Genomic DNA, 19,263 nt, shown 5'->3' on the forward strand with positions numbered 1-19,263 from the left:
TGCTGGGAGCGGGCCAGGAAGTCGGCGTAGGAGTCGGCGGCGAGCAGCTGCTGGGCCTCGGTGTGGATGAGGGTCTACGTGAACCTGCCGCCCACGGCCCGGCGGCGGCCTGGGGGTCCTGCTAAAGGTTCGTTGCGATGCCGATGCGTGTGCCACGCTGTGGCGGTATCGATGGGGAGGTTGAGATGACTGAGAGGCTGCTGACCCACAAGCAGGCGCTCGCCGCAGTGATCCAGGCATTGGGCGGTGTCTGGGACACGCAACGTGCCGTACTGGCCCTATGCGTCGCCGGCTATGAGCCGACAACTGATGAGGCCGCAGGCAAGGAGGCTCGACGCCACCTCCGCGACCTCGCCGACGACGGGGTGATCGTGAGGCCGGATCCGAACCAGGCCGTATATCGACTGGCGTGATCAGGTCCTCCAAGCTTCCGCCGTCTCACTCGCTCGGGCGGCGGGGCGGTCTGCTCCGGGAGGAACATCGGCTGGCGCCGGATATGGCCCCGCCGCAGACCGTGTCGCTTCAGGCCGCAGGTCCGACGCTCACGCCTCAACGGTGACGTCGGGCCGCGGCCTGAATGACCGCCCGCATCGCGGGTGGGAAATCGGCCACGCTGCGGCCTCTTCGATCGTCCGCAGCGTGCCTGTGGCCTTGTCCGGGTCCTGCTGGCTGGTCCACCCGCAGGTCGGCGAGGCGCTGCCAGGCGTCCTGCAGCACCGTGGCGACGTGGCGGGCCACCACCTCGGCGTCGCCGGGCATCAGGAACACCTATAAGGTCCTGCTCACTCGGGGCATGGTCGGCACGGTGGTGTCTGCGACTGACCCGGAGACGCGCGACAAGCTGCGCGAGCTGGTGGGTCTGGAGCGGCAGACTGCCGGCGTGTGACGGAGTGAGATCCTTGGACAGCGGGTTCTGTGGCGGCCCCGGTCGAAGAGGGGACGGCTCACGAGAGAGTCAGGGAGGCGACCAGGAGGAGGCCGCCGCACGGCTTGGCGCAGGTGGGCGATCGGCTGACCTGCGACATTCGGTCGCCCTGCGTTGACATAACGATGCGCAGTACCCGTACGTGGAGTCGTGCAGACAGGCATCGCACTCATTCTGCGCTTGGGACCTTTGAGCCCCGATGAGGCCACGAGACGAACCGGGCACCAGGGCCCCGTAGCGACCCGGGAGTCCGCAGGTCGCTACAGGGCCTCTCTCTGCTCGGCCGGCCCGCTACGTGCGGTGCAGCCCCGGCATGCATCGGCGGCACTGGCACGGTGGCCACACGAAGGATTGGAGGGGCTTGAGGTTGTCGCTGCTGTGGAAGCGCAGCCAGCGCCCCCACGTCTGCCCGCCGTCGCGCGATACGCGCATAGTCATCAGCGGAGCTTCGCGCCTACTCATCGGCGCCTCCGGTCGTCAGACGCATGCCGCGTGACTCGGCGACCCGCAGCATGTTCGACAGGACGTCGCAAAGACGTGCCACGACGAAGCGCGATTGGTCCGGGGTCAGCGGCTCAGGAACGGCGAGCATCTGACGGGCAAGCTCAAGCAGGTCTGACGCTGCGGTGAGTTGTTCACGTTCCATGCGGTCGGCGAGTCGCGCGATCATGCCCTCGGGATTGTCGTCCGGGGTGTAGGCGGGCTTCCCGTCCGGCCCGGTCCACGGGAGCAGTCGCAGTCCCGCGATGCCGCGCGCAGGCTCCGCGTCCACGACCGGCAGGTAGCGGGACCATGCTTCGTTGAAGCCGTTCATTTGGTGCCCTTCGTGGTCTGCTGGCGGGACGCAGGAGGGGTAGCGGCGTCCGGTGCTGCCGGCTGAAGACCGGGGTGGTGCTGTCCGCAAGGCTTCGCAGTCGCGCTCATGCCACGGCCTCCGGCGTGTAGTCGATGCCCATGGTTGCCAGCACTGCCGCCGTGCGTCGTTCCCGCTGTGCCTGCTGTTCTCGGCGCAACTCGAAGGCGACGAGATAGTGGGGCACGAGCGGCAGGTCGTCAGCGTCGATCACTTCAGCCGGGCGCGGTGAGCGGTAGGTAGGCACGGGTTGCGCCGACTGGAGGGCTTCCGCCTGACCACGACCGCGAGCAGGCAGGAACCGTGCAACGAGCGCGGAGATAAGGTGCCACATAGCCGAGACTCCATTTCTCGGTGAGCCCCGGTATGGAAGTAGCCGCTTCCTGCCGGGGCGTCTTGTTGTCTGGGCGAACAAGCCTAGCGGGTAGTAGGGGGTGGTGGGTAGTGGTAGGTAGTAGTGCTAGGTAATGCGTGGTCGCAAGTGGCGGCTTACGGTCGAAGTGTGGACAAGATCAGTGCCGACTCACCCGAATACGTGTACGAGCAACTTGCTGCGATTCTTGAGCGCAAGATTCGTTCCGGTGAGTACGCACCGGGCGGGCGCCTGCCGGGCGAACTTGTGATGACGCACGATTACGGGGTTGGTCCGGGCACTGTTCGCCGTGCGCTGAGCATCCTTCGGGACGCGGGGCTTGTGGTTACTCGGCCGGCGCGCGGAACGTTCGTCGCTGACCCGCTGCCTCCGGCAAACCCGTCCGCGTAGTGCCCCGGGATGGCCGCGGGTCAACCGGCACCGGCAGGCGCCTATCCACCTGGCAGCAAGGTCCCCAGCGTGGTGCAGATTGCGGCCGAGTTCGGCGTGGTCAACTCGACGGCGCGACGTGCCATGGAGCGGGTACGTGCTGAGGGGCTGACGCACTCCGAGAAGGACGTGGGCACGTACGTGATCAGGGCGGAGGAGCGGAACCTGCCCGAAGCGGGAGCCGTCGCCGCGCGGACCCAGGCCAGACACCCAGAAGTGATGATCGCCCCATGGCGGCATCCTCACGGCCCGGACGACTCCCCCCGACAGCCCATGCGCCACGAAATGTACTCCCGGTTATCGGCCTGCTTGAAGCACGACGGAGAGTGGCCAGCCCGAGAGGAAACTCACCGACTACTGTGGCCGCACTCACCGACCAGGGCTGAGGCGGTGCTCGGTGAGTGGTGTCGGGCTGCTGCACTGAGCGCCCCGGTGGATCGCGACCCTCGGCGACGAGCAGGCGGGCGGACTTTGCCTCAGCAGACCGTCGGACATCGTGGCGAGGCGGGGGGCTGGTTTGCCTGTGGGGCCTCCGCCTGGGCACGCCATCGCTCTCGCGGGGTCCCGGGCGGTGAGTAGCTGGGCGGCTAGGGCGGGCGCGTTGTACGGCCTGTGGGCCTGTCCGGCTAGTGGCTCGCGGTTGCCGTCGGTGCGTACAAACGCCCCAACAGCGTTCCCTACAGTCCTTCCTACACCCTGCCCTACGGTGACCTTTCGCCTTGTGTGCAGTGTTGCCGCAGGTCAGCGCACGGATTGGCCGGTGGTGGGTGCCTCGACAACCCCTTTGCTCCTGCTGTTCCTGGCCTTATGTGTCAGTGGGGGGTGGTGGAGTGGTCGTGCAGGGGTCGCGAGTGGGGCCCCGGGTGCCCGCCCCAGCCCCGGACCTCCGGCTGCCGCCGCGGCAGCGCGGACGGTGGGTCCGCGGGTGGAGTGGTGCGGCGCCGGAAGCGCTGGGGAGGGGGACCATGATGACGGGCACGACGCGGTGGCGGTTCGGGTCGACGGCGCGGACGCGGAGTCTGGTGCTGCTGTCGCTCGGAGTGGTGAAGGTCGCCACGGCCGCGCAACTGCGGCAGTTGGTTCTGCCGGGCACTGCTGACGTACAGACCGTTCGTAACGCGTGCAAGGACCTGCGCGACGCCGGGCTGTTGGAATCGGTCGGCAAGGTGACCGGCACGAACCCGTCGGGGCGGCCGGTCAGCGTGCACCTGTGGAATCTCACCACGGCCGGATTGGCGGTGGCCGCGACCGAGCTGGACCGGCCGCTCGGTGAGATGGGCGGTACCGCTCGGGAGGCGGCCAGAGCCGGCGCGGCGCACGCGGTGAAGGTGACCGACACCATCGACGCGTTCCTGCAGTCGCCGCCAGAGCCGACCAAACCGGTTGCCCGCCGCGGCACACCGCCCGCCGCCGGGCCGACGAAGCCGCTGCCTTCCAGGCCGCCAGGGCTTGGCACACTCCACGGCTGGCAAACCGAGGTCGCTCTCCCCGTCACCGGCACGTTCACCGCTCCGGGCAAGGGAAGCCTGCGCGCCGACGCGGTTCTGACCGCGCCGGAGGCCGGGATGCCGGTGCTGTTCGTGGAGGTCGACAACGGCACCGAACCACCCGCCAAGGTGGCAGACAAGATCGTTCGCTACCGCCGGTTCTTCCAGCGCACCGTGAAGGACCAGGGTGGGCAGCAAGTCCCCTTGTGGTCGACCATCTGGCAGGCGTCCGGTCGCGACGGTTTCCCACCAGTGGCGTTCGTGTTCACCAAGCAGGTTGGTCTCAAGGCCCTGCAAACACGGATAGATGAGGTCGCGCGCTTATCCGAGGAGCACTGGCAGGGCGCGTGGCGTCCTGGTCGCCCGATAGGGAACACCGGAGAGTGGGACGGGTACCGGGACTACGACGGCACGGTGCCCGTCCTGGCCACCGCGCTGGACCGGCTGCAGCAGCACGGCCCGTGCGGGGCGATCTGGTGGCGCTTCGGCCACGGTTCAGCCCAGACACTCACCGATGCCCTGCGCAACGCCGACGACCTGCATGCCTACGGCCGTCGAGACGAACAACGTCGCGCCGCCCAGCGGGCAGCTGAGGAGGAGGAAGCACGTCGGCAGGAGGACGAGCACCGGCAATGGGAGGCCTCGCTGTGGCCTTGCCCGACCTGCGGCGGCGACGTCGACCCTGACGATGCCCCTGGCTTGGCCCGCGGCGATGAATGCCCGCGCTGTCGTACGCAGCGCGAGCGCGTCGCGGCCGAACGAGCCGTAGCGGAGGCGGAGTGGGAGCGCGAGCGGCGCGGCAATGGGCTGTTCGGATGGCTCCGCGGCTGACCTAAACCTTGGGTGCACGGCCGGTAGGCTGCCAAGTCGTGAGCGAGTACCAGTACTACGAGTTCCTCGCGCTTGACCGCCCGTTGGACGAGGACCAGGTAAGGCAGGTACGCGCGCTGTCCACCCGCGCCGACATCACCCCGACCCGCTTCGTCAACGAATACCACTGGGGCGACTTCCGCGGCGATACGACGAAGCTGGTCGAGCAGTTCTACGACGCTCATCTGTACTACGCGAACTGGGGCAGCCGTCGCCTCGTCCTGCGTCTGCCCGACGGCTCGCTCCCGGCCAAGGAAGCCACCGCGTACGCGATGGAGGATGCGCTCGGCGTCTGGACCCGGTCCGGACACACGCTGCTGGACTTCTCCGTGTCCTCGGAGGACGGCTGCGAGTGGGAATTCGAGACGTCCTACACGCTCTCCGCATTCGTGGGGCTGCGCGCCGAACTCGCGGCGGGAGACCTGCGGCCGCTGTACGTGGCGTGGCTTGCCGGGCTTACCGCCTGGGAGCTTGCGGAGGACGACGAGGAGAACTACGCCCGCGAGGTCGAGCCGCCCGTCCCCGCGGGACTGGCCTCGCTCACCGGCCCGCAGCAGGCCCTGGCGGACTTCCTTGGCGTCGACGCGGACCTGCTGGCGGTCGCCGCCGAGGACAGCCGGCCCGCCACCGCGGACGTCCTGGACCGGAAGGCCCTGGCGGCCTTCGTCGCCGGTCTTCCCGCCGCCGACAAGGACGCCCTGCTGGTCGAGGCCGCGCTGACCACCGTGTCCCCAGGGCCCCGACTCCTGGCCCGCTATCGGGCGGCGACCACTATCCCGGGCCCTCGTGACGTAATTGGCCGGCGCACTGCGGCCCAGCTCCTCGACATGGCCTACCGCCGTCGTACCGACCGCAGGCGGCGAGAGAAAGTCGCCCAGGCCGCGGCCGAGCAGGCTCGGGCGCGGGCCGCCGCCGAGGCGCAGGAGGCGCGCTTGGACAAGCTCGCCGAGAACACCGAACAGGCGTGGCGTGAGGTCGACGACCTGATCGCCCGGAAGAACGCCAGCGCCTACGACGCCGCCGTCGCACTCCTGGCGGACCTGCGCGCCCTGGAGGCCCGCACCGGTGGCACCTCGGACTTCGACCGGCGGGCCGGTGAACTGCGGGCCGCCCACCTGGCCAAGCCCGCCCTCATGCGCCGCCTCGACTCCCTGGACCTCCCCCGGTCCTGATTGGGCTGCCCCCGGGACCCACCGCACCCGCGATCCGTCGCCACCGCTCGGGACCGATGGACGAGGAGAAGTGCTCCCGATCTCCTCGGCTGGGAACGCCCCCGGTCCCAGGGCCACGGGGGCGGACACGCGAGATGGACACCGGGAGGAACAAGGCAGGGCCGGGTCCCGAGTTCCTGGTCAGGGCTTCCGCTCCCAGCCTGCAGTCGGACACGACGACCTGCGAAGACCCATTCTCCACCGCACCAGCGACAACCCGCCCCCGTATACGGCCCCGGGCGACTGCTGCGTCAGGCCGGCCGATCAGACTCGCGGTGCATGCGTTCACCAGGGGTTTTTCAGTCCGGGAGGCCACCCCTCGGTCAACGGCGCACGTGGTACCGCTCGCCGCGGAAGGCGGCCCCTTGCAGTTTCACCGGCCAGGAAGAGGGCTTGGCCGGGGCTGGCCTCGGGAGACAGCGGACGTCAGGTACGTCAGGTACACCCCTCCCTCGCAGTCGGACATCTTCCGCAGGGTCCAGCGGCCCCGGACGTTCGTGGAGGAGAAGTTCGACTCGGCGTCGTCCTCCTCCACTTCGCCCTCCTTGGGGATGTAGCCGGCCTTTGGGAGCCGCTTGTGCAGGAACGCCAGCGTGGTGTCGAAGCCGCCCCGTACGACGGTGGCGACGACGAGCCGGCCGCCGGTGCGGTGCTCCACCGAGGTCACGACCGCGCCGTCGGGCACCGGCAGGTTCTCCGGGAAGTCCTTGGGGAGCGGCAGTGACGCGGCAGTGGGGCAGCCGCCGGGCGCGGCGCCGACCGCGTTCCCGGCCGGCGGATCGGTTGCGTGCTCTGCCGCGTACGGTGTCGCCCGCGGTGGCTCGGCGTGCTTGTTCGCCGCTGAGCATCCGGTGACCGCGGCCAGGCTGAGGACGGCTGCTGCCAGTACGGCAGCCGGGGGCGATGGCTTCATCGAGTGGTTTCCTTAGGGCTTCTTGTGCGGCCGAGGATCAAGGCGTCGTACGCGCCGTACAGCGTGTTGCCTGAAGACTGGCGGGCGATGGAGGCCAGCGCGTCGTAGTTCTGCGCACCTCCGGTCGCGCAGGTGCCGGTGCAGCCGTCGGCGTAGGCGGCGAGCACGCGACCCTGGGCGTCGGTGGTGACGTCGATGAAGTCCAGGAGATTGCGATCGTTGCCGCACGTGGTGCCGCCCGTGCAGATCGACCCCTTCTGAACCGGGTCGGTGGGGGTGGCGTCGACGGTCACCCAGGACTGGCCGCCGTCGTAGGTGGTGGCCACGTACAGGTGCCAGACGCCCGTGAAGTTGGCCGCGTCCTGATAGTTGCCGCCGGTGGTGGTGCCCAGGAAGGCGAACGCGGCGCGGTTGTCGTCGCCCGCGGTCACGGCCGGAAAGACGATGTTCTTGATGCCGAGGGCCGCGCCGACGTTCTGGTCGTACAGCCACGTCTTGCCCTTGTCGTGGCTGACGGCGGTACGCGGCGTGCCGTCGCTGTTCTGGTAGCCCATGTAGACGGTCCCGCCGGCCCCGACTCCCACGCTCGGGTCCGAGTCACCGGGGGTGCTGGACGGGTTCTTGCGGACGGTCCACGTCAGCCCGTTGTCCTCGGAGACGGCCACGGCCTGATTGCCACCGCAGCCCTTGTTGGGCACGTACACCGTGCCGTCCGGGGCGACCTTCACATGCCCGTGCAGGCCGCCGCAGTCCAGCAGCGAGTACATCGGAACGGCGGGACCGTACGTCAGACCGCCGTCCCGACTGACCGCGCAAGAGGCGTCGGCGATGTCCTGGGAACAGTAGTAGACGGCGTTCGGATACGACGTGACGGTGCCTGGACCGCCCGTGGCGAAGGCGCCGCCACCGATGGTCTGGTGGTCCACACCGGAGTTGATACCCGAGCCGCCCGTCGGCGTCCACATGTCACCGTCGTCGTCGGTATAGCAGGTCAGGGCGGTCTTGCCGGCGAGCTGCGACTCGAAGGTGCGGTGTGTGACCGGGTCGGTGAACAGGATCGGGTCGAGGCTGGTGGTGCTTCCCTGGGGGCAGCCGTTGGCCGCGCTCGCGCTCTTGTCCTGCCATGTGGCGGCACCGGCACTGTCGTAGGTGACCTTGAGTGTCGACGTGTACGCCTGGAACATTGCGGCGCCGCTCGCACGGTCGACGCCGATCGATGGTTCACCGGCGTTGTGCGCATCCGCGATGCCGTCGGGTGCCCGGGAGTTCGCGTACGTCGGCGGCGTGGCCGTACTCGGCGGCGGATCGGCCGGAGCGGCGACCAGGCTCGCGGTGCCGGTGAAGCTGTTGCCGAGCGGCGCGTACGGCACCACGCGCACGGTGTACGACGCCGACACCGCCGGAAGCAGCACGGTCTCGGGGTCGCTGGAAGAGACCGAGGTGGCCACCTCTCGGCCGTCCGCATCGAGGACGTACAGGTCGAAGTCGGCGGCGGAGCCCGGCCATCTGACGTCGATGCGCAGGCTGTGACCGGCGTCGTAGCCCGCAGGCACCGACACCTTCAGGGCGTAGTCGTCGCAGGGTTGCCCATGCCCGCAGCTCACCGTCCCGGCAGTGCCGGAGACATTCGGGACGGCGAAGGGCCCGGCGCTCCACGTGGTCGTGAGCGCGGTGTCGCTGACCGATCCGGAGGACGGGGTCGCGGCGCCGGCCGGCGCACTCGGCAGGGTTCCGGCGACGAGCACCAGCAACCCGACGGCGAGACGCCCCCGCGACCGCAGGTGGTGGTGAAGACGACGTGCGAAGAGGAGAGCCACAGGTACCTCGTGAATTCGCGAGTCGGATGAAGGGTGGCGGTACGGGTGAAGCCTTCATCTGCTCTACGGGGAGGCAGGCGGTGTCCGTCGCGAGCAACCGAACTCTTTTCGAAGCGGGCCGGACGGGTGCTGAGGGGGTTGGCCGGAGTCGGTGAGGCAGACCGCTCGGGGGCAAGAACGTCGCCCGGCCCACCACAGCCCGACCGCAGTGAAGTTCGCCAGCCCAGCCCGGCCGCGCCCGTTCCTCTCGAAAAAGTGCCCCCGCGCGACCGCGCGAGGGCACTTACGGAGGCCTGGTCAGAGGGCGTCGACGCCGCTCACCTTCCAGCCGTCGTTGGTGTGGGTGAGCGTCATGCGCACCCTGTTCATGTCCAGCCGCGGCTGTGGGACCTGAGTGCTCCGGGTGATCTGGTTGACGAAGAGCAGGACGACGGCCCGGTCCCGTGTGGCCGACACGACGGACACCGCCGGGGCGTCACCGTCGGGGGGTGTGGCCACGGTCGCCTTCACCACACCGTGGTACTTCGTCGCGGTCGGCGCGACCACCGCCTTCGTGGTCTTGCCGTACTGGTCGCGGAAGCGCCCGGTCAGCAGGATGCGGGCACGGGAGAAGTCCCGGTCCAGGTGCCGGTAGTCGTACGACAGCACGACCGGCGCCGCATTCCGCGCGGCTGCGAGGGCCTCGTCGCGGGCCTGCTCCGCCTGCCGCCCCTGCTGGTACTCCCGCCCGAGTACGGCGGCCGCGACCAGGGCCGCCACGAGGACGATGCCCAGCGCCGCGGTGAGCACGCCCCGCCCGGCGTTGCGCGGGGACGCACCGACCTCCGTCTTCCCCTCGAACGACTCGGGTGACTCGGGCTCCGGCGGGTCCTCCCAGCCGTTCGGCGGGGGATCGACGAGCAGGGTGCGCCCGGAGCGGGTCTGCTCTTCCTGGCGGGCACCGCATTCGCGAGGCGCAGGCCGTCCGGCGCGCTTGGCCGCCGCGCGGGTGGCCGCGGTCATGGTGCGGCGGGCCGGTGAGCCGGTGCCGCGAGTGCTGCGGAAGGCCGGGTTCGCCACGGTGTCTCTCCTCCTTGTTGGTCTCACGGCCGGGTCAGCCCACGAACACGACGTCGGAGGTCAACCAGCGACCTGCTACATATGCGAGGTCGAGCTGGAGCCGGTAGGTGCGCGCCTGGCCCTCGGGCGCGGCGGTGTTGGTCACCTCGCTGTCGGCCACGACCAGGACCCGGGCCGAGCGCCCGTCGTACCGCACGATGCCCGCTTCCAGGACCTGTCCGTCGGACACCGACTTGTTCTGTGCAACCAGCCTCGTCAGTTGTTCGGTCTGCGAGGCGAACTCCTTCTTGAACTCGCCGGTGGCGTTCGCCAGCACATTGGCGCTGTCCCGGTCGTAGTGCCGGTAGTCGAGCGAGGTGAAGCTCAGCGCCGACTGGCGGGCCGCAGCCAATATGTCCTGACGGCGCTGTTCCGCCGCGCGCTGGTCGGACAGCTTCCAGCCCAGCCAGACACACAGCACGGTCGTCAACACGGTCGCAGCGACGAGCCCCGCAGACAGCAGCCTCATGCCGCCTCTCACACCATCGGTCCCACGAGCAGCCATTGCCACGACTCCTTTCCGAACACGGCCTGTTCCCCGCCCGTCGAGCCGATCTCGAGGAGCGTTCCGTCCGGGCCGGTCACGGTGCCGGTCTCCGGGTCGTACGGGGCCACGAACGCGGCCTGGTCGCCGCTGTGCGGGCCGGTCGTGGCGCCGGGCGCGTTCTGCGCTCCGCGCACCGAGGACTTGCTGCCACGCGGTAGCGTGCAGCGCGCGTCGGTGTTCGCATGGCGCGTCCCGGTGTCGGCTGGGTCGCGCCGCTGGGTGTTGTAGCCCTTGGTGCAGGCGGGAGGGTCGTCGGCGTTCACGGTCAGCCCGAAGTGGGTGGTGCCGTCGCCGGGGATGACCGTGTAGCTGCCCGCGACAGTGAGTGGGAGCGTGACCAGGGCCTGTTCGACGCCGGGCAACCGGGCCACGGTGATCTGGCCGCCGCTGATGAGGTTGGCCAGCAGGATCGGCACGTGCGGCCGCGTGGACTTGAGCAGCGAATCGACCTGCCGTGCGGCGGGCACGGTGCTGCCGATCAGCCGGCGCAGGTCGCCGTCGCTCGACTTCAACTGTGCGGTGAGCGTGGCGAGATCGCGGGAGAACGACTTGATGGCCGAGCCCTGGTCGGCCTGTGTCCTGAGTACCTTCCGCGAGTCCTCGATCAGCGAGACCGTCTGGGGGAGCGACTCGGACGCCGCCTCCACCAGCGCGTCACCGGAGTCCACCAGCCGGCTCAGGTTCGGTCCGGTGCCGGAGAACGCCTTGCCCAGCTCGTCGACGGTGACCCGCAGATCGTCCTTGCCGACCGAGTTGACCAGCCGGTCGAGGCTGAGGACCAGGTCGGTGACCGGCAGTGGGGTCCGGGTGCGGCTGCGCGGGATCGGGCTGCCGTCCCTGAGGTACGGGCCGCCCGACCGCCGCGGCTGGAGGTCGACGTACTGCTCACCCACCGCCGATCGGGCGGCGACCACTGCGAGCGTGTCGGCCGGGATCCTCGGGGCGCCGTCCTCGATCCTCAGCGCCACCGAGACCCCGGATCCGGTCAGCTGCAGATCGCCCACGCGGCCCACCGGCACCCCCCGGTAGGTGACCTCGGCACCCGGGAAGACGCCCCCTGACTCGGCGAAGTCGGCGCGAACGGTGTACCCGCGGTGCAAGACGTCGTCCACCAGGCCCGTGTACCGGGCGCCGACGTACGCCACCCCCAGAGCGGTGATGGTCGCGAAGGCCAGCAACTGGGCCTTGACCGTACGTGTGATCACGGCAGTATCCCCTTCAGCATCAGCTCGGCGAGCCCGGGATCGACCCCGGGCGGGAAGCGACGCGCGCCGTCCCCGGTGCCGTAGGCGGCGGTGCACACCGGCGGGCACAGCAGGGTGCTGCCGTGGGAGGGCGTCGACGGCACGGCGGGCGCGGAGGGAACCGAGGGCACCGGGGGCACGGACGGGATGCCCGGCAGGGAAGGGACGGACGGGAGAGGGATGGGAGTGGGGTGGCCGGGAAGATGCGGTGTCCCGGGGGCCGGGGACTTCCCGCCCTTGCCGGGCTTGCCGGTGACGTTGCCGTAGAGGTCCGCCAGGTCGAGGTCGGCGGTGATCTTCAGGTTGACGTAGTCGCCCTTGACGGCGTCCGTCGCGTTGCGCGGGAACGGGTAGGTGGTGAGGAGTTCGAGGGAGTCGGGCAGGTCGTCGCCTGCTTTGTTCAGCTCCTGCAGGATGGGCTGGAGCTTCTTCAGGTTGGCGACGGTGTCGTCGTGGGAGGCATTCACCACCCTGGTGCCGGTCTTGCCGAGCCTGGACAAGGCGGTGAGCATCTTCGTCAGGTCCTCGCGCTGGTCGGCGAGGGCCCTCAGGGCGGGCGGCATGGTGTCGACGGCCAAGGCGATCGTCTTCTTCTCCTTCTTCAGCCGCTGCGCGAGCCGGTCGACGCCCTGCAGCGCGCGCACGATGTCCGCCCGCTGGCCGTCGAGGCCGCCGAGGAAGAAGTCGAGCTGCTTCAGCAGGGACCGGACCCGGTCCTCGCGGCCGCTGAGGGCTTGGTTCAACTCGATGGTGATCGTCTTGAGCTGCGCCACCCCGCCGCCGTTGAGCAGCGCGGACAGCGCCGACAGCACCTCCTCGACCTCCGCGTTGCGGCCGCTGCGGGACAGCGGGATGCGGTCGCCGTCGCGGAGACGGCCGACGGGGCGTGTGCCGGCCGGTGCGGACAGGGCGACGTACTTCTCGCCGAGCATGCTGGTCTGCCTCAGATCGGCAACCGCGTTGCCAGGCAGCTTCACCGAGTCGGCGATCCTGAGCCCTACGCGGGCGTGCCAGCCGTCCAGTTCCACCTTCTCGACCGTGCCGACGGTGACGTTGTTGACCTTGACCGACGACTTCGGCACGAGGTCCAGGACGTCCCGGAACTCGACGGTGACGTGGTAGGCGTGACCGTCCGAGGCCGCGCCGCCGGGCAGCGGGACGTCATACCAGCCGTTGAACTCGCAGCCGGTCAGCAGCAGCGAGCAGACCGCCGTCCAGGCGGCCACCCGCCCCTTGCGCCGCACGCTCATGCAGGTGCCCCCAGAATGCCGCCGAGGGTCTTGTCGACCGAGCCCGTCGACGCCGGGACCTGCGGAACCTCGGGCAAGGAGGCGAAGAGCTTCTTCAGCCCCTCGCAGCTGTCATGGTCGTCGCCGGTCGTCTTCAAGATCGAGCAGAGAAGGGACGACGGGTCCTGGGAGGTTTGCGCGTTGTTGCGGGTGTCGAGAGTGCCGGCGGAGGGGTTGTAGGCGTTCTCCAGGTTCGACAGGCCCGTGGGCGCGACGGTCAAAAGCTCCTCCAAAGCGTCTCGTTGGGTGACGAGGACCTTGGTGACCTCGGCCAGGCCCTGCACGTCCGAGGTCAGCGCCTTCTTGTTTCCCTTCACGAAGCCGGACACGTCGCCGAGTGCGGCAGCCAGGTACTTCAGCGCGGCCGCGAGATCCTTACGCTCCCCGGCGAGCTGCCCGGCCACGTCGGCGAGGTCGGTGTTGAACGACCGCACGCTGGTGTCGTCCGCCGCCAGCGCGGCCGTGAACACCTGAAGGTTCCGCACGGTCCCGAACAGGTCGCCACGCCCGTCGGACAGCGTGGTGACCGCCTGGGACAGGTCCTGCACCGTCTGGTTGAGGCTTGCGCCCTGCCCCTGGAGGTTGTCCGCGCTCACCCCCAGCAGCCGGGACAGCGAACCCTTGTTGTTGGCACCGTTCGGGCCGAGCGCCTCGGCGGTGGTGTGCAGGCTGTCGAAGATCCGGTCCAGCTCGACGGGAACAGCCGTACGGGACTCGGGGATGACAGCTCCGTCCCGCAGCACCGCGCCCTTGCGGTACACCGGCAGCAGCTGCACGTAACGGTCGCTGACCACCGAGGAGTTGACGATGGCGGCCTGTGCGTCGGCGGGGACCTTGCGGCCCCTGTCGTATTCCAGCTCGACCCGTACCCGGCCGCCCTCCGGCGTGATCTTCCTGACCTCGCCGATGCGGACACCGAGGACGCGGACGTCGGAGCCGGGGTAGATGCCGACAGTCCGAGGGAAGTACGCCGTGACGCGGACGGGGCCGGGGCCCGGCCAGAGGACGACGGCGAGGCCGACGACGATCGCGAGCGCGGTGAACAGAGCCAGGAGTCTGCGGGTCATCGGGTGCCTCCCGTACGTGGCGTGACCGGGGCGGCGACCATGTTCTGGATATAGGAGTCGAACCAGCGGCCGTTGCCCAGGGTGTTGGTGAAGAGCCGGACGTAGGGGGCGAGCAGCCGGACGCTGCGGTCGAGGCTCGCCTGGTTGCGTTCGAGCATCCTCAGGAAGGTGTTGAGGTTCTTCAGAGCGGGTCCGATCTCCTTGCTGTTGTCGTCGACCAGGCCGGACAGCTCGATGCCCAGCAGCGCGGAGCTCTTGAGCAGCTTGTGGATCGCCCAGCGCCGCTTGTCGATCTCCTTGAACAGGGCGTCGCCGTTCTTCACCAGTGCGGAGACGTCCTTCGTGTGATCGGCCAGCACCTCGGTGACTCCGTTCGCGTGGTCGAGCAGCTCTCGCAGCGCCCTGTCGCGGGCGGCGACGGTCCGGGATATCCGCGACAGTCCCTTGATCGACGCCCGCACTTCCTCGGGGGAGTCCTGGAAGGTGTCGGCGATCGTGTCCAGTGCCATCGCGAGCCGGCCCGTGTCGACCTCCTCGGTGGTGGTCGTCAGGTCGCTGAAGGCCTGGACGACGTCGTACGCCGACACGGTCCGCCGAAGCGGGATCTCGCTGCCCGGCTTCAACTGGCCGGGCCCCTTCGGGTAGAGGGCCAGGTACTTCGCGCCGAGGATCGTCTTGACACGGATCGACGCCCCCGTGTCGGTGCCGAACGCCGGCCGGCCCTTCACTTTGAAGGTCACCTTGACGTGGTCGCCGTCCAGGTCGACGTCCTCGACCTTGCCGACCTTGACCCCGGCGATCCGTACCTCGTCGTCCGGCTTGAGCCCGCCGGCCTCGGAGAAGGCCGCGCTGTAGGTGTCGCCGCCGCCGATCAGCGGCAGGCTGTCGGCGTTGAAGGCGGCGACGGTGAGCAGCGCGAGGACGGTGAGGCCGACGGCGCCGACGACGACCGGGTTGTGCTCGCGGAAGGGTTTCAGGCGTGGGCGCGTGAGCCGGATCCTGGGCAGCTTCGGCGGTAGGACGCGCACCTTCACGAGGGGTCCTGGTCGTGGTTCGGGCTTCGGCAGCAGCCTGGGCAGCTTCGGCAGCTTCGGTGGCAGGACCGGGAACCTCACCAGCGGCTCGGGGCGGCGGCCATCGCGCCGCCTGATGCGGAGGCTCATCCGCCACACCTCGCCCGTGCCACGTGCAGCTCCGGGGTGATCACCTGCTTGGTCTTCGGCAGCACGATCCGGCCGTCGAAGTCGCAGAGGTAGAAGTTGAACCACGAGCCGTACGAGGCCGTCCCCGTCAGCTTCTCGAGCTTGTTCGGCAGCCGTTTCAGGACGCCCTCGACGGTGTGCTCGTTCTTGTTCAGGGTTCCGGTGAGATCGCCGAGCCGGGCGATGTCGTCCTTCAGCGGTGGACGCGCGTCCTTGAGCAGCTCCGACGTGACGTCCGTGAGGTCGCCGATGCTCACCAGCGACTCCCCGATGGGCTTGCGGTCGGCGGACAGCCCTGCAACCACTCGGCGCAGCTGCGTCAGCAGCCCGGAGAAGCGGGAGCCGCGCTCGTCGAGGGTCGCCAGGACGGTGTTGAGGTTGTCGATCACCGATCCGATCAGCTTGTCGCGGTCGGCGAGGGTGCTGGTGAGCGAGGCCGTGTGTGTGAGCAGACTGTTCACCGTGCCGCCCTCGCCCTGGAGGGTCTGGACGATCTCGGTGGCGAGCTGGTTGACGTCGTTCGGGCTGAGCGCCGCGAACAGCGGCTTGAAGCCGTTCAGCAGGGCGTTGAGGTCCAGCGCCGGCTCGGTCCGGGACAGCGGGATGGTGCCGCCCGGCCGCAGCCGGGCGGTTCCGTCGCCGGTGCCCTCGGTGAGCGCGACGTACCGCTGCCCGACCAGGTTGCGGTAGCGGACGACCGCGTGGGTCCCGGCGAGCAGCGGCCGGTCCGCGCTGACGGTGAACGTGACCTCCGCCAGCGTCCGGTCCTTGATCCGGATGCCCTCGACCTCTCCCACCCGTACTCCGGCCACCCGGATGTCATCGCCGTTCTCCAGTCCGGTGACGTCGGTGAACACGGCGTGATAGGTGTCCTTGGGGGTGAAGGAGACGTTGACGATGGTGGCGGCGAGGAGCGCCGTCGCCGCGATCGTGACCAGCGCGAAGAGGCTGAACTTGACCAGCGGGGCGGCGGTCTGCCGCGCTCCGGACCCGCTCATGCGACAGTCACCGCCGTTCCGCGCGCCAGCGGCCCGAACAGTAGGGTCGCCACGGGCGGCACCTCGTCCGCGGGGACGCCCATGACGGGGGCCACGAGCGAGCCCACGGCCCGCTGCTCGGCACGGGTGGCGGACACGTCGGCACCTCCGGGGAGTGCGCCGCCGGAACCTCCGGCCGACGTACCGTCGTCGAGATGGGGCTTCGGCCCGGGCACCTGCGGATGCGGCAGACCGCGGCAGTTCGGGCCGGACCGGGCGCCGTACGCCGGCTCCTCGCCGGGCCGGTACGCCTCCTGCGGCCGGACGACCTCAAGGGTGATCCGCATCTCGCCGCCCCGGAACGCCTCCTCGGAGGCCTTCTCCTGCCGGACCAGGCCCTGGAACAGGCACGGGTACTCGGGGGAGTACCGGGCGAACAGCTCGAGCGTGGGGCGGGAGACCCGGCCCAGGGTGATCAGCCGGTCGCCGTTCTCGGACAGGAAGTCGTTCGCTGTGCCCGCCACGGAGGCGGTCGCGCGCAGAGCCGACACCAACTGCTCCCTCTTCTCGACGATCGTCCGGCTGGTGGTGACGGTGTTGCGCAGGATCCGCATCAGGTCGGGCGCGGCGTCGCCGTACACCTCGGCGACGTCCGCGAACCGTGTGATGTCCTCCTTCAGGGACGGCATGTGCGGGTTGAGGCGGCGCAGATAGCCCTCGACCTGGGCGAGATTGCCTCCGATCCGGTCGCCGCGGCCCTCCAGCGCAGTGGCGAACGCCGACAGCGTGGCGTTGAGCTCACCCGGCCGGACCGTGCGCAGCAGCGGCAGCAGGTCGTTCATCAACTGCTGCACCTCGATGCCGACCTTCGTTCGGTCCTGGGTGATGACGTCACCCGCACGGATAGGCCGAGCCGACGCGCGCGCAGCGCCGGCAGGAGCGACCAGGTCGACGTACTTCTCGCCGAACAGCGTCTTGGGCAGCAGCCGCGCGTGCACGTTCGAGGGGATGTACGACACGTACTGCGGCTTCAGCGCGATGTCCAGGGTCGCCTTGGTGCCGTCGGCATGCACCTCGCGCACCTCGCCGACCAGCAGCCCGCGCAGCTTGACGTCGGCGCGTGCATCGAGCTGGTTGCCGAGGGTGTCGGCCTCCAGGGTGATGGGCACCACCGAGGTGAACGCCTGCTGGTAGACGGCCACCGCGAGCGACAGCAGCAGTGCGAGCACGGCGAGGAAGGCAATGCCGTAGAGCCTGAACCGCATTCTCTGCATGCGCACCGCTCTCACCCCGCCACCCGTACCGTCGTGTTGGCGCCCCAGATCGCCAGGCTCAGGAAGAAGTCCAGGACGTTGATGGCGACGATTGAGGTCCGCACCGCCCGGCCCACCGCGACGCCGACACCGGCCGGTCCGCCACTCGCGTGGTAGCCGTAGTAGCAGTGCACCAGGATGATCAGCAGGGCGAAGACGATCACCTTGCCGAAGGACCAGAACACATCGACGGGCGGCAGGTACTGGTGGAAGTAGTGGTCATACGTGCCGGTCGACTGCCCGTAGTAGCCAGTGGTGATGGTGCGGGCGGCCAGGTACGAGGACAGCAGCCCGATCACGTACAGCGGGATCACCGCGACGAAGCCGGCGATCATCCGCGTCGTCACAAGGAACGGCAGCGACGGCACGCCCATCACCTCCAGCGCGTCGGTCTCCTCGCTGATCCGCATCGCACCCAGCTGCGCGGTGAACCCCGCCCCGACCGTCGCGGACAGGGCGAGTCCGGCCACCAGCGGGGCGATCTCCCGAGTGTTGAAGTACGCCGACAAGAACGCCACGAAGTTCGAAGTGCCGAGCTGGTTGAGGGCCGCATAGCCCTGAAGGCCGACCTCGGTGCCGGTGAAGAAGGAAAGGAACGCGATCACACCGACCGTGCCGCCGACGACGGCGAGCGCGCCGCGCCCGAAGCTCACCTCGGCAAGGAGCCGCAGGACCTCCTTCTTGTAGCGTCGCAGGGTGCGGCCCGTCCAAGCCAAGGAGCGCCCGTAAAAGGACAGCTGGGCACCCAGCTCTTCGAGTGAGCGCAAGGGGCGATCGAGGAGGTTTTGCGGTCTCATCGGCTAACCCCTCTGCGGGACGATCTGGAAGTACACGGCCGTCATCACGAAGTTGGTCACGAACAGCAACATGAAAGTGATCACCACGGACTGGTTGACGGCATCGCCCACGCCCTTCGGGCCGCCCTGCGCCGTCAGCCCCTTGTACGAGGCGACGATCGCAGCGATGGCCCCGAACACCAGGGCCTTGATCTCCGCCGCCCACAGGTCAGGTAGCTGAGCGAGGGTGGTGAAGGACGCGAGGTATGCGCCGGGCGTGCCGTGCTGGAGAACGACGTTGAAGAAATAGCCGCCCGCAACACCAACCACCGAGACGAGGCCGTTGAGCAGTACGGCTACCACCATCGACGCCAGCACCCGCGGTACGACGAGCCGGTGGATCGGGTCGATGCCGAGCACCTGCATCGCGTCGATCTCGTCCCGGATCTTGCGCGCCCCGAGGTCCGCGCAGATCGCCGTGCCGCCCGCGCCCGCGATCAGCAGCGCGGTGACGATCGGCGATGCCTCCCGCAGCACGGCGAGCACGGACGCAGCACCAGAGAAGGACTGCGCGCCCAACTGCCGGGTCAGACTCCCGATCTGCAGCGCGATGACCGCCCCGAACGGAATCGAAACCAAAGCCGTCGGCAGGATCGTGACGCTCGCGACGAACCAAGCCTGCTGAATGAACTCCCGCGCCTGGAAGGGCCGTCGGGGCAGGGACCGGACGACGTCCAGCGCCATCGCGAAGAGGCTGCCCGAGTGCCGCAGCACACCCGTCGGGGATAGTCTCATGTGCCCCTCACCCCCCTCTCGTGCAGCTTGGCCTCGCGCCTCGCGATCGCATCCCAGCGGGGCGCGAGGCCAAGCTG

The 19,263-nt window shown here is 69.4% G+C and carries 20 protein-coding genes; 6 read left to right on the top strand and 14 right to left on the bottom strand.

Annotated elements, in window-relative coordinates; translation table 11 throughout:
• Positions 1–185 precede the first annotated feature (185 nt).
• Entirely contained in the window at positions 186–413 is a 228-nt protein-coding gene (locus PV341_RS21750; protein ID WP_500358760.1) for a hypothetical protein, read from the top strand.
• Between the two features lie 226 nt (positions 414–639).
• Positions 640–774 (top strand): hypothetical protein, encoded by a 135-nt coding sequence (locus PV341_RS21755; protein WP_500358788.1) that lies wholly within the window; start codon positions 640–642, stop codon positions 772–774.
• 605 nt (positions 775–1,379) lie between these two features.
• Here the strand turns inward: PV341_RS21755 and PV341_RS21760 are convergent.
• Positions 1,380–1,739, bottom strand: coding sequence for a hypothetical protein (locus PV341_RS21760; protein WP_500358762.1), 360 nt, complete (start codon positions 1,737–1,739; stop codon positions 1,380–1,382).
• Between the two features lie 106 nt (positions 1,740–1,845).
• A complete protein-coding gene (locus PV341_RS21765; protein ID WP_500358763.1) occupies positions 1,846–2,112 on the bottom strand; it encodes a hypothetical protein in 267 nt (88 codons plus the stop codon).
• Positions 2,113–2,280: 168 nt separating this feature from the next.
• Here PV341_RS21765 and PV341_RS21770 point away from each other — a divergent pair, with 168 nt between their 5' ends.
• The 4 genes from PV341_RS21770 (at position 2,281) to PV341_RS21785 (ending at position 6,109) form a co-directional block, all read left to right on the top strand.
• Positions 2,281–2,541 (top strand): GntR family transcriptional regulator, encoded by a 261-nt coding sequence (locus PV341_RS21770; protein ID WP_500358765.1) that lies wholly within the window; start codon positions 2,281–2,283, stop codon positions 2,539–2,541.
• 9 nt (positions 2,542–2,550) lie between these two features.
• On the top strand, positions 2,551–3,159 hold the full coding sequence (locus tag PV341_RS21775) for a GntR family transcriptional regulator (RefSeq protein WP_500358768.1): 609 nt from the start codon (positions 2,551–2,553) through the stop codon (positions 3,157–3,159).
• Between the two features lie 386 nt (positions 3,160–3,545).
• Complete coding sequence (locus tag PV341_RS21780; RefSeq protein WP_500358770.1) at positions 3,546–4,898, top strand: replication-relaxation family protein; 1,353 nt, start codon at positions 3,546–3,548, stop codon at positions 4,896–4,898.
• 38 nt (positions 4,899–4,936) lie between these two features.
• Positions 4,937–6,109: a hypothetical protein gene (locus tag PV341_RS21785; protein ID WP_500358772.1), complete on the top strand. Its 1,173-nt coding sequence runs from the start codon at positions 4,937–4,939 to the stop codon at positions 6,107–6,109.
• 412 nt (positions 6,110–6,521) lie between these two features.
• Here the strand turns inward: PV341_RS21785 and PV341_RS21790 are convergent, their stop codons facing one another.
• From PV341_RS21790 to PV341_RS21845, 12 genes are all read right to left on the bottom strand, one after another.
• Entirely contained in the window at positions 6,522–7,061 is a 540-nt protein-coding gene (locus tag PV341_RS21790; protein ID WP_500358773.1) for a hypothetical protein, read from the bottom strand.
• Complete coding sequence (locus PV341_RS21795) at positions 7,058–8,878, bottom strand: sialidase family protein (protein WP_500358775.1); 1,821 nt, start codon at positions 8,876–8,878, stop codon at positions 7,058–7,060. Before PV341_RS21795 ends, PV341_RS21790 begins: the two co-directional genes overlap by 4 nt.
• A gap of 297 nt (positions 8,879–9,175) precedes the next feature.
• Positions 9,176–9,937 carry an Rv1363c family protein gene (locus tag PV341_RS21800; protein WP_500358777.1) on the bottom strand — a complete coding sequence of 254 codons (762 nt, stop codon included), beginning with the start codon at positions 9,935–9,937 and terminating at the stop codon, positions 9,176–9,178.
• A gap of 34 nt (positions 9,938–9,971) precedes the next feature.
• A complete protein-coding gene (locus PV341_RS21805) occupies positions 9,972–10,445 on the bottom strand; it encodes an Rv1363c family protein (RefSeq protein WP_500318379.1) in 474 nt (157 codons plus the stop codon).
• An 8-nt stretch (positions 10,446–10,453) separates the two neighbouring features.
• Positions 10,454–11,728, bottom strand: a complete 1,275-nt coding sequence (locus tag PV341_RS21810; protein ID WP_500358779.1) for an MCE family protein — start codon at positions 11,726–11,728, stop codon at positions 10,454–10,456.
• On the bottom strand, positions 11,725–13,017 hold the full coding sequence (locus tag PV341_RS21815) for an MCE family protein (RefSeq protein WP_500358780.1): 1,293 nt from the start codon (positions 13,015–13,017) through the stop codon (positions 11,725–11,727). The genes PV341_RS21810 and PV341_RS21815 overlap by 4 nt, the downstream gene beginning before the upstream one ends.
• Positions 13,014–14,123 (bottom strand): MCE family protein, encoded by a 1,110-nt coding sequence (locus PV341_RS21820; RefSeq protein WP_500358782.1) that lies wholly within the window; start codon positions 14,121–14,123, stop codon positions 13,014–13,016. The genes PV341_RS21815 and PV341_RS21820 overlap by 4 nt, the downstream gene beginning before the upstream one ends.
• The gene (locus tag PV341_RS21825; protein ID WP_500358784.1) at positions 14,120–15,286 is read right to left on the bottom strand and encodes an MCE family protein; all 1,167 of its coding nucleotides are present in this window, start codon (positions 15,284–15,286) and stop codon (positions 14,120–14,122) included. Before PV341_RS21825 ends, PV341_RS21820 begins: the two co-directional genes overlap by 4 nt.
• Positions 15,283–16,323: an MCE family protein gene (locus PV341_RS21830; protein ID WP_500329983.1), complete on the bottom strand. Its 1,041-nt coding sequence runs from the start codon at positions 16,321–16,323 to the stop codon at positions 15,283–15,285. The genes PV341_RS21825 and PV341_RS21830 overlap by 4 nt, the downstream gene beginning before the upstream one ends.
• Positions 16,320–17,576, bottom strand: coding sequence for an MCE family protein (locus tag PV341_RS21835; RefSeq protein WP_500358787.1), 1,257 nt, complete (start codon positions 17,574–17,576; stop codon positions 16,320–16,322). The genes PV341_RS21830 and PV341_RS21835 overlap by 4 nt, the downstream gene beginning before the upstream one ends.
• 11 nt (positions 17,577–17,587) lie before the next feature.
• A complete protein-coding gene (locus PV341_RS21840; RefSeq protein ID WP_386993463.1) occupies positions 17,588–18,412 on the bottom strand; it encodes an MlaE family ABC transporter permease in 825 nt (274 codons plus the stop codon).
• Positions 18,413–18,415: 3 nt separating this feature from the next.
• Positions 18,416–19,186, bottom strand: a complete 771-nt coding sequence (locus PV341_RS21845) for an MlaE family ABC transporter permease (protein ID WP_500358786.1) — start codon at positions 19,184–19,186, stop codon at positions 18,416–18,418.
• Between the last annotated feature and the right edge of the window lie 77 nt (positions 19,187–19,263).

This window comes from Streptomyces sp. PA03-1a, assembly GCF_033792805.1.
Taxonomy (GTDB): Bacteria; Actinomycetota; Actinomycetes; order Streptomycetales; family Streptomycetaceae; genus Actinacidiphila.

Coding starts and splice junctions, on each gene's coding strand:
- PV341_RS21750 (WP_500358760.1), top strand. CDS start 186: ATGACTGAGAGGCTGCTGACCCACAAGCAGGCGCTCGCCGCAGTGATC.
- PV341_RS21760 (WP_500358762.1), bottom strand. CDS start 1,739: ATGAACGGCTTCAACGAAGCATGGTCCCGCTACCTGCCGGTCGTGGAC.
- PV341_RS21765 (WP_500358763.1), bottom strand. CDS start 2,112: ATGTGGCACCTTATCTCCGCGCTCGTTGCACGGTTCCTGCCTGCTCGC.
- PV341_RS21775 (WP_500358768.1), top strand. CDS start 2,551: ATGGCCGCGGGTCAACCGGCACCGGCAGGCGCCTATCCACCTGGCAGC.
- PV341_RS21780 (WP_500358770.1), top strand. CDS start 3,546: ATGATGACGGGCACGACGCGGTGGCGGTTCGGGTCGACGGCGCGGACG.
- PV341_RS21790 (WP_500358773.1), bottom strand. CDS start 7,061: ATGAAGCCATCGCCCCCGGCTGCCGTACTGGCAGCAGCCGTCCTCAGC.
- PV341_RS21805 (WP_500318379.1), bottom strand. CDS start 10,445: ATGAGGCTGCTGTCTGCGGGGCTCGTCGCTGCGACCGTGTTGACGACC.
- PV341_RS21815 (WP_500358780.1), bottom strand. CDS start 13,017: ATGAGCGTGCGGCGCAAGGGGCGGGTGGCCGCCTGGACGGCGGTCTGC.
- PV341_RS21820 (WP_500358782.1), bottom strand. CDS start 14,123: ATGACCCGCAGACTCCTGGCTCTGTTCACCGCGCTCGCGATCGTCGTC.
- PV341_RS21825 (WP_500358784.1), bottom strand. CDS start 15,286: ATGAGCCTCCGCATCAGGCGGCGCGATGGCCGCCGCCCCGAGCCGCTG.
- PV341_RS21830 (WP_500329983.1), bottom strand. CDS start 16,323: ATGAGCGGGTCCGGAGCGCGGCAGACCGCCGCCCCGCTGGTCAAGTTC.
- PV341_RS21835 (WP_500358787.1), bottom strand. CDS start 17,576: ATGCAGAGAATGCGGTTCAGGCTCTACGGCATTGCCTTCCTCGCCGTG.
- PV341_RS21840 (WP_386993463.1), bottom strand. CDS start 18,412: ATGAGACCGCAAAACCTCCTCGATCGCCCCTTGCGCTCACTCGAAGAG.
- PV341_RS21845 (WP_500358786.1), bottom strand. CDS start 19,186: ATGAGACTATCCCCGACGGGTGTGCTGCGGCACTCGGGCAGCCTCTTC.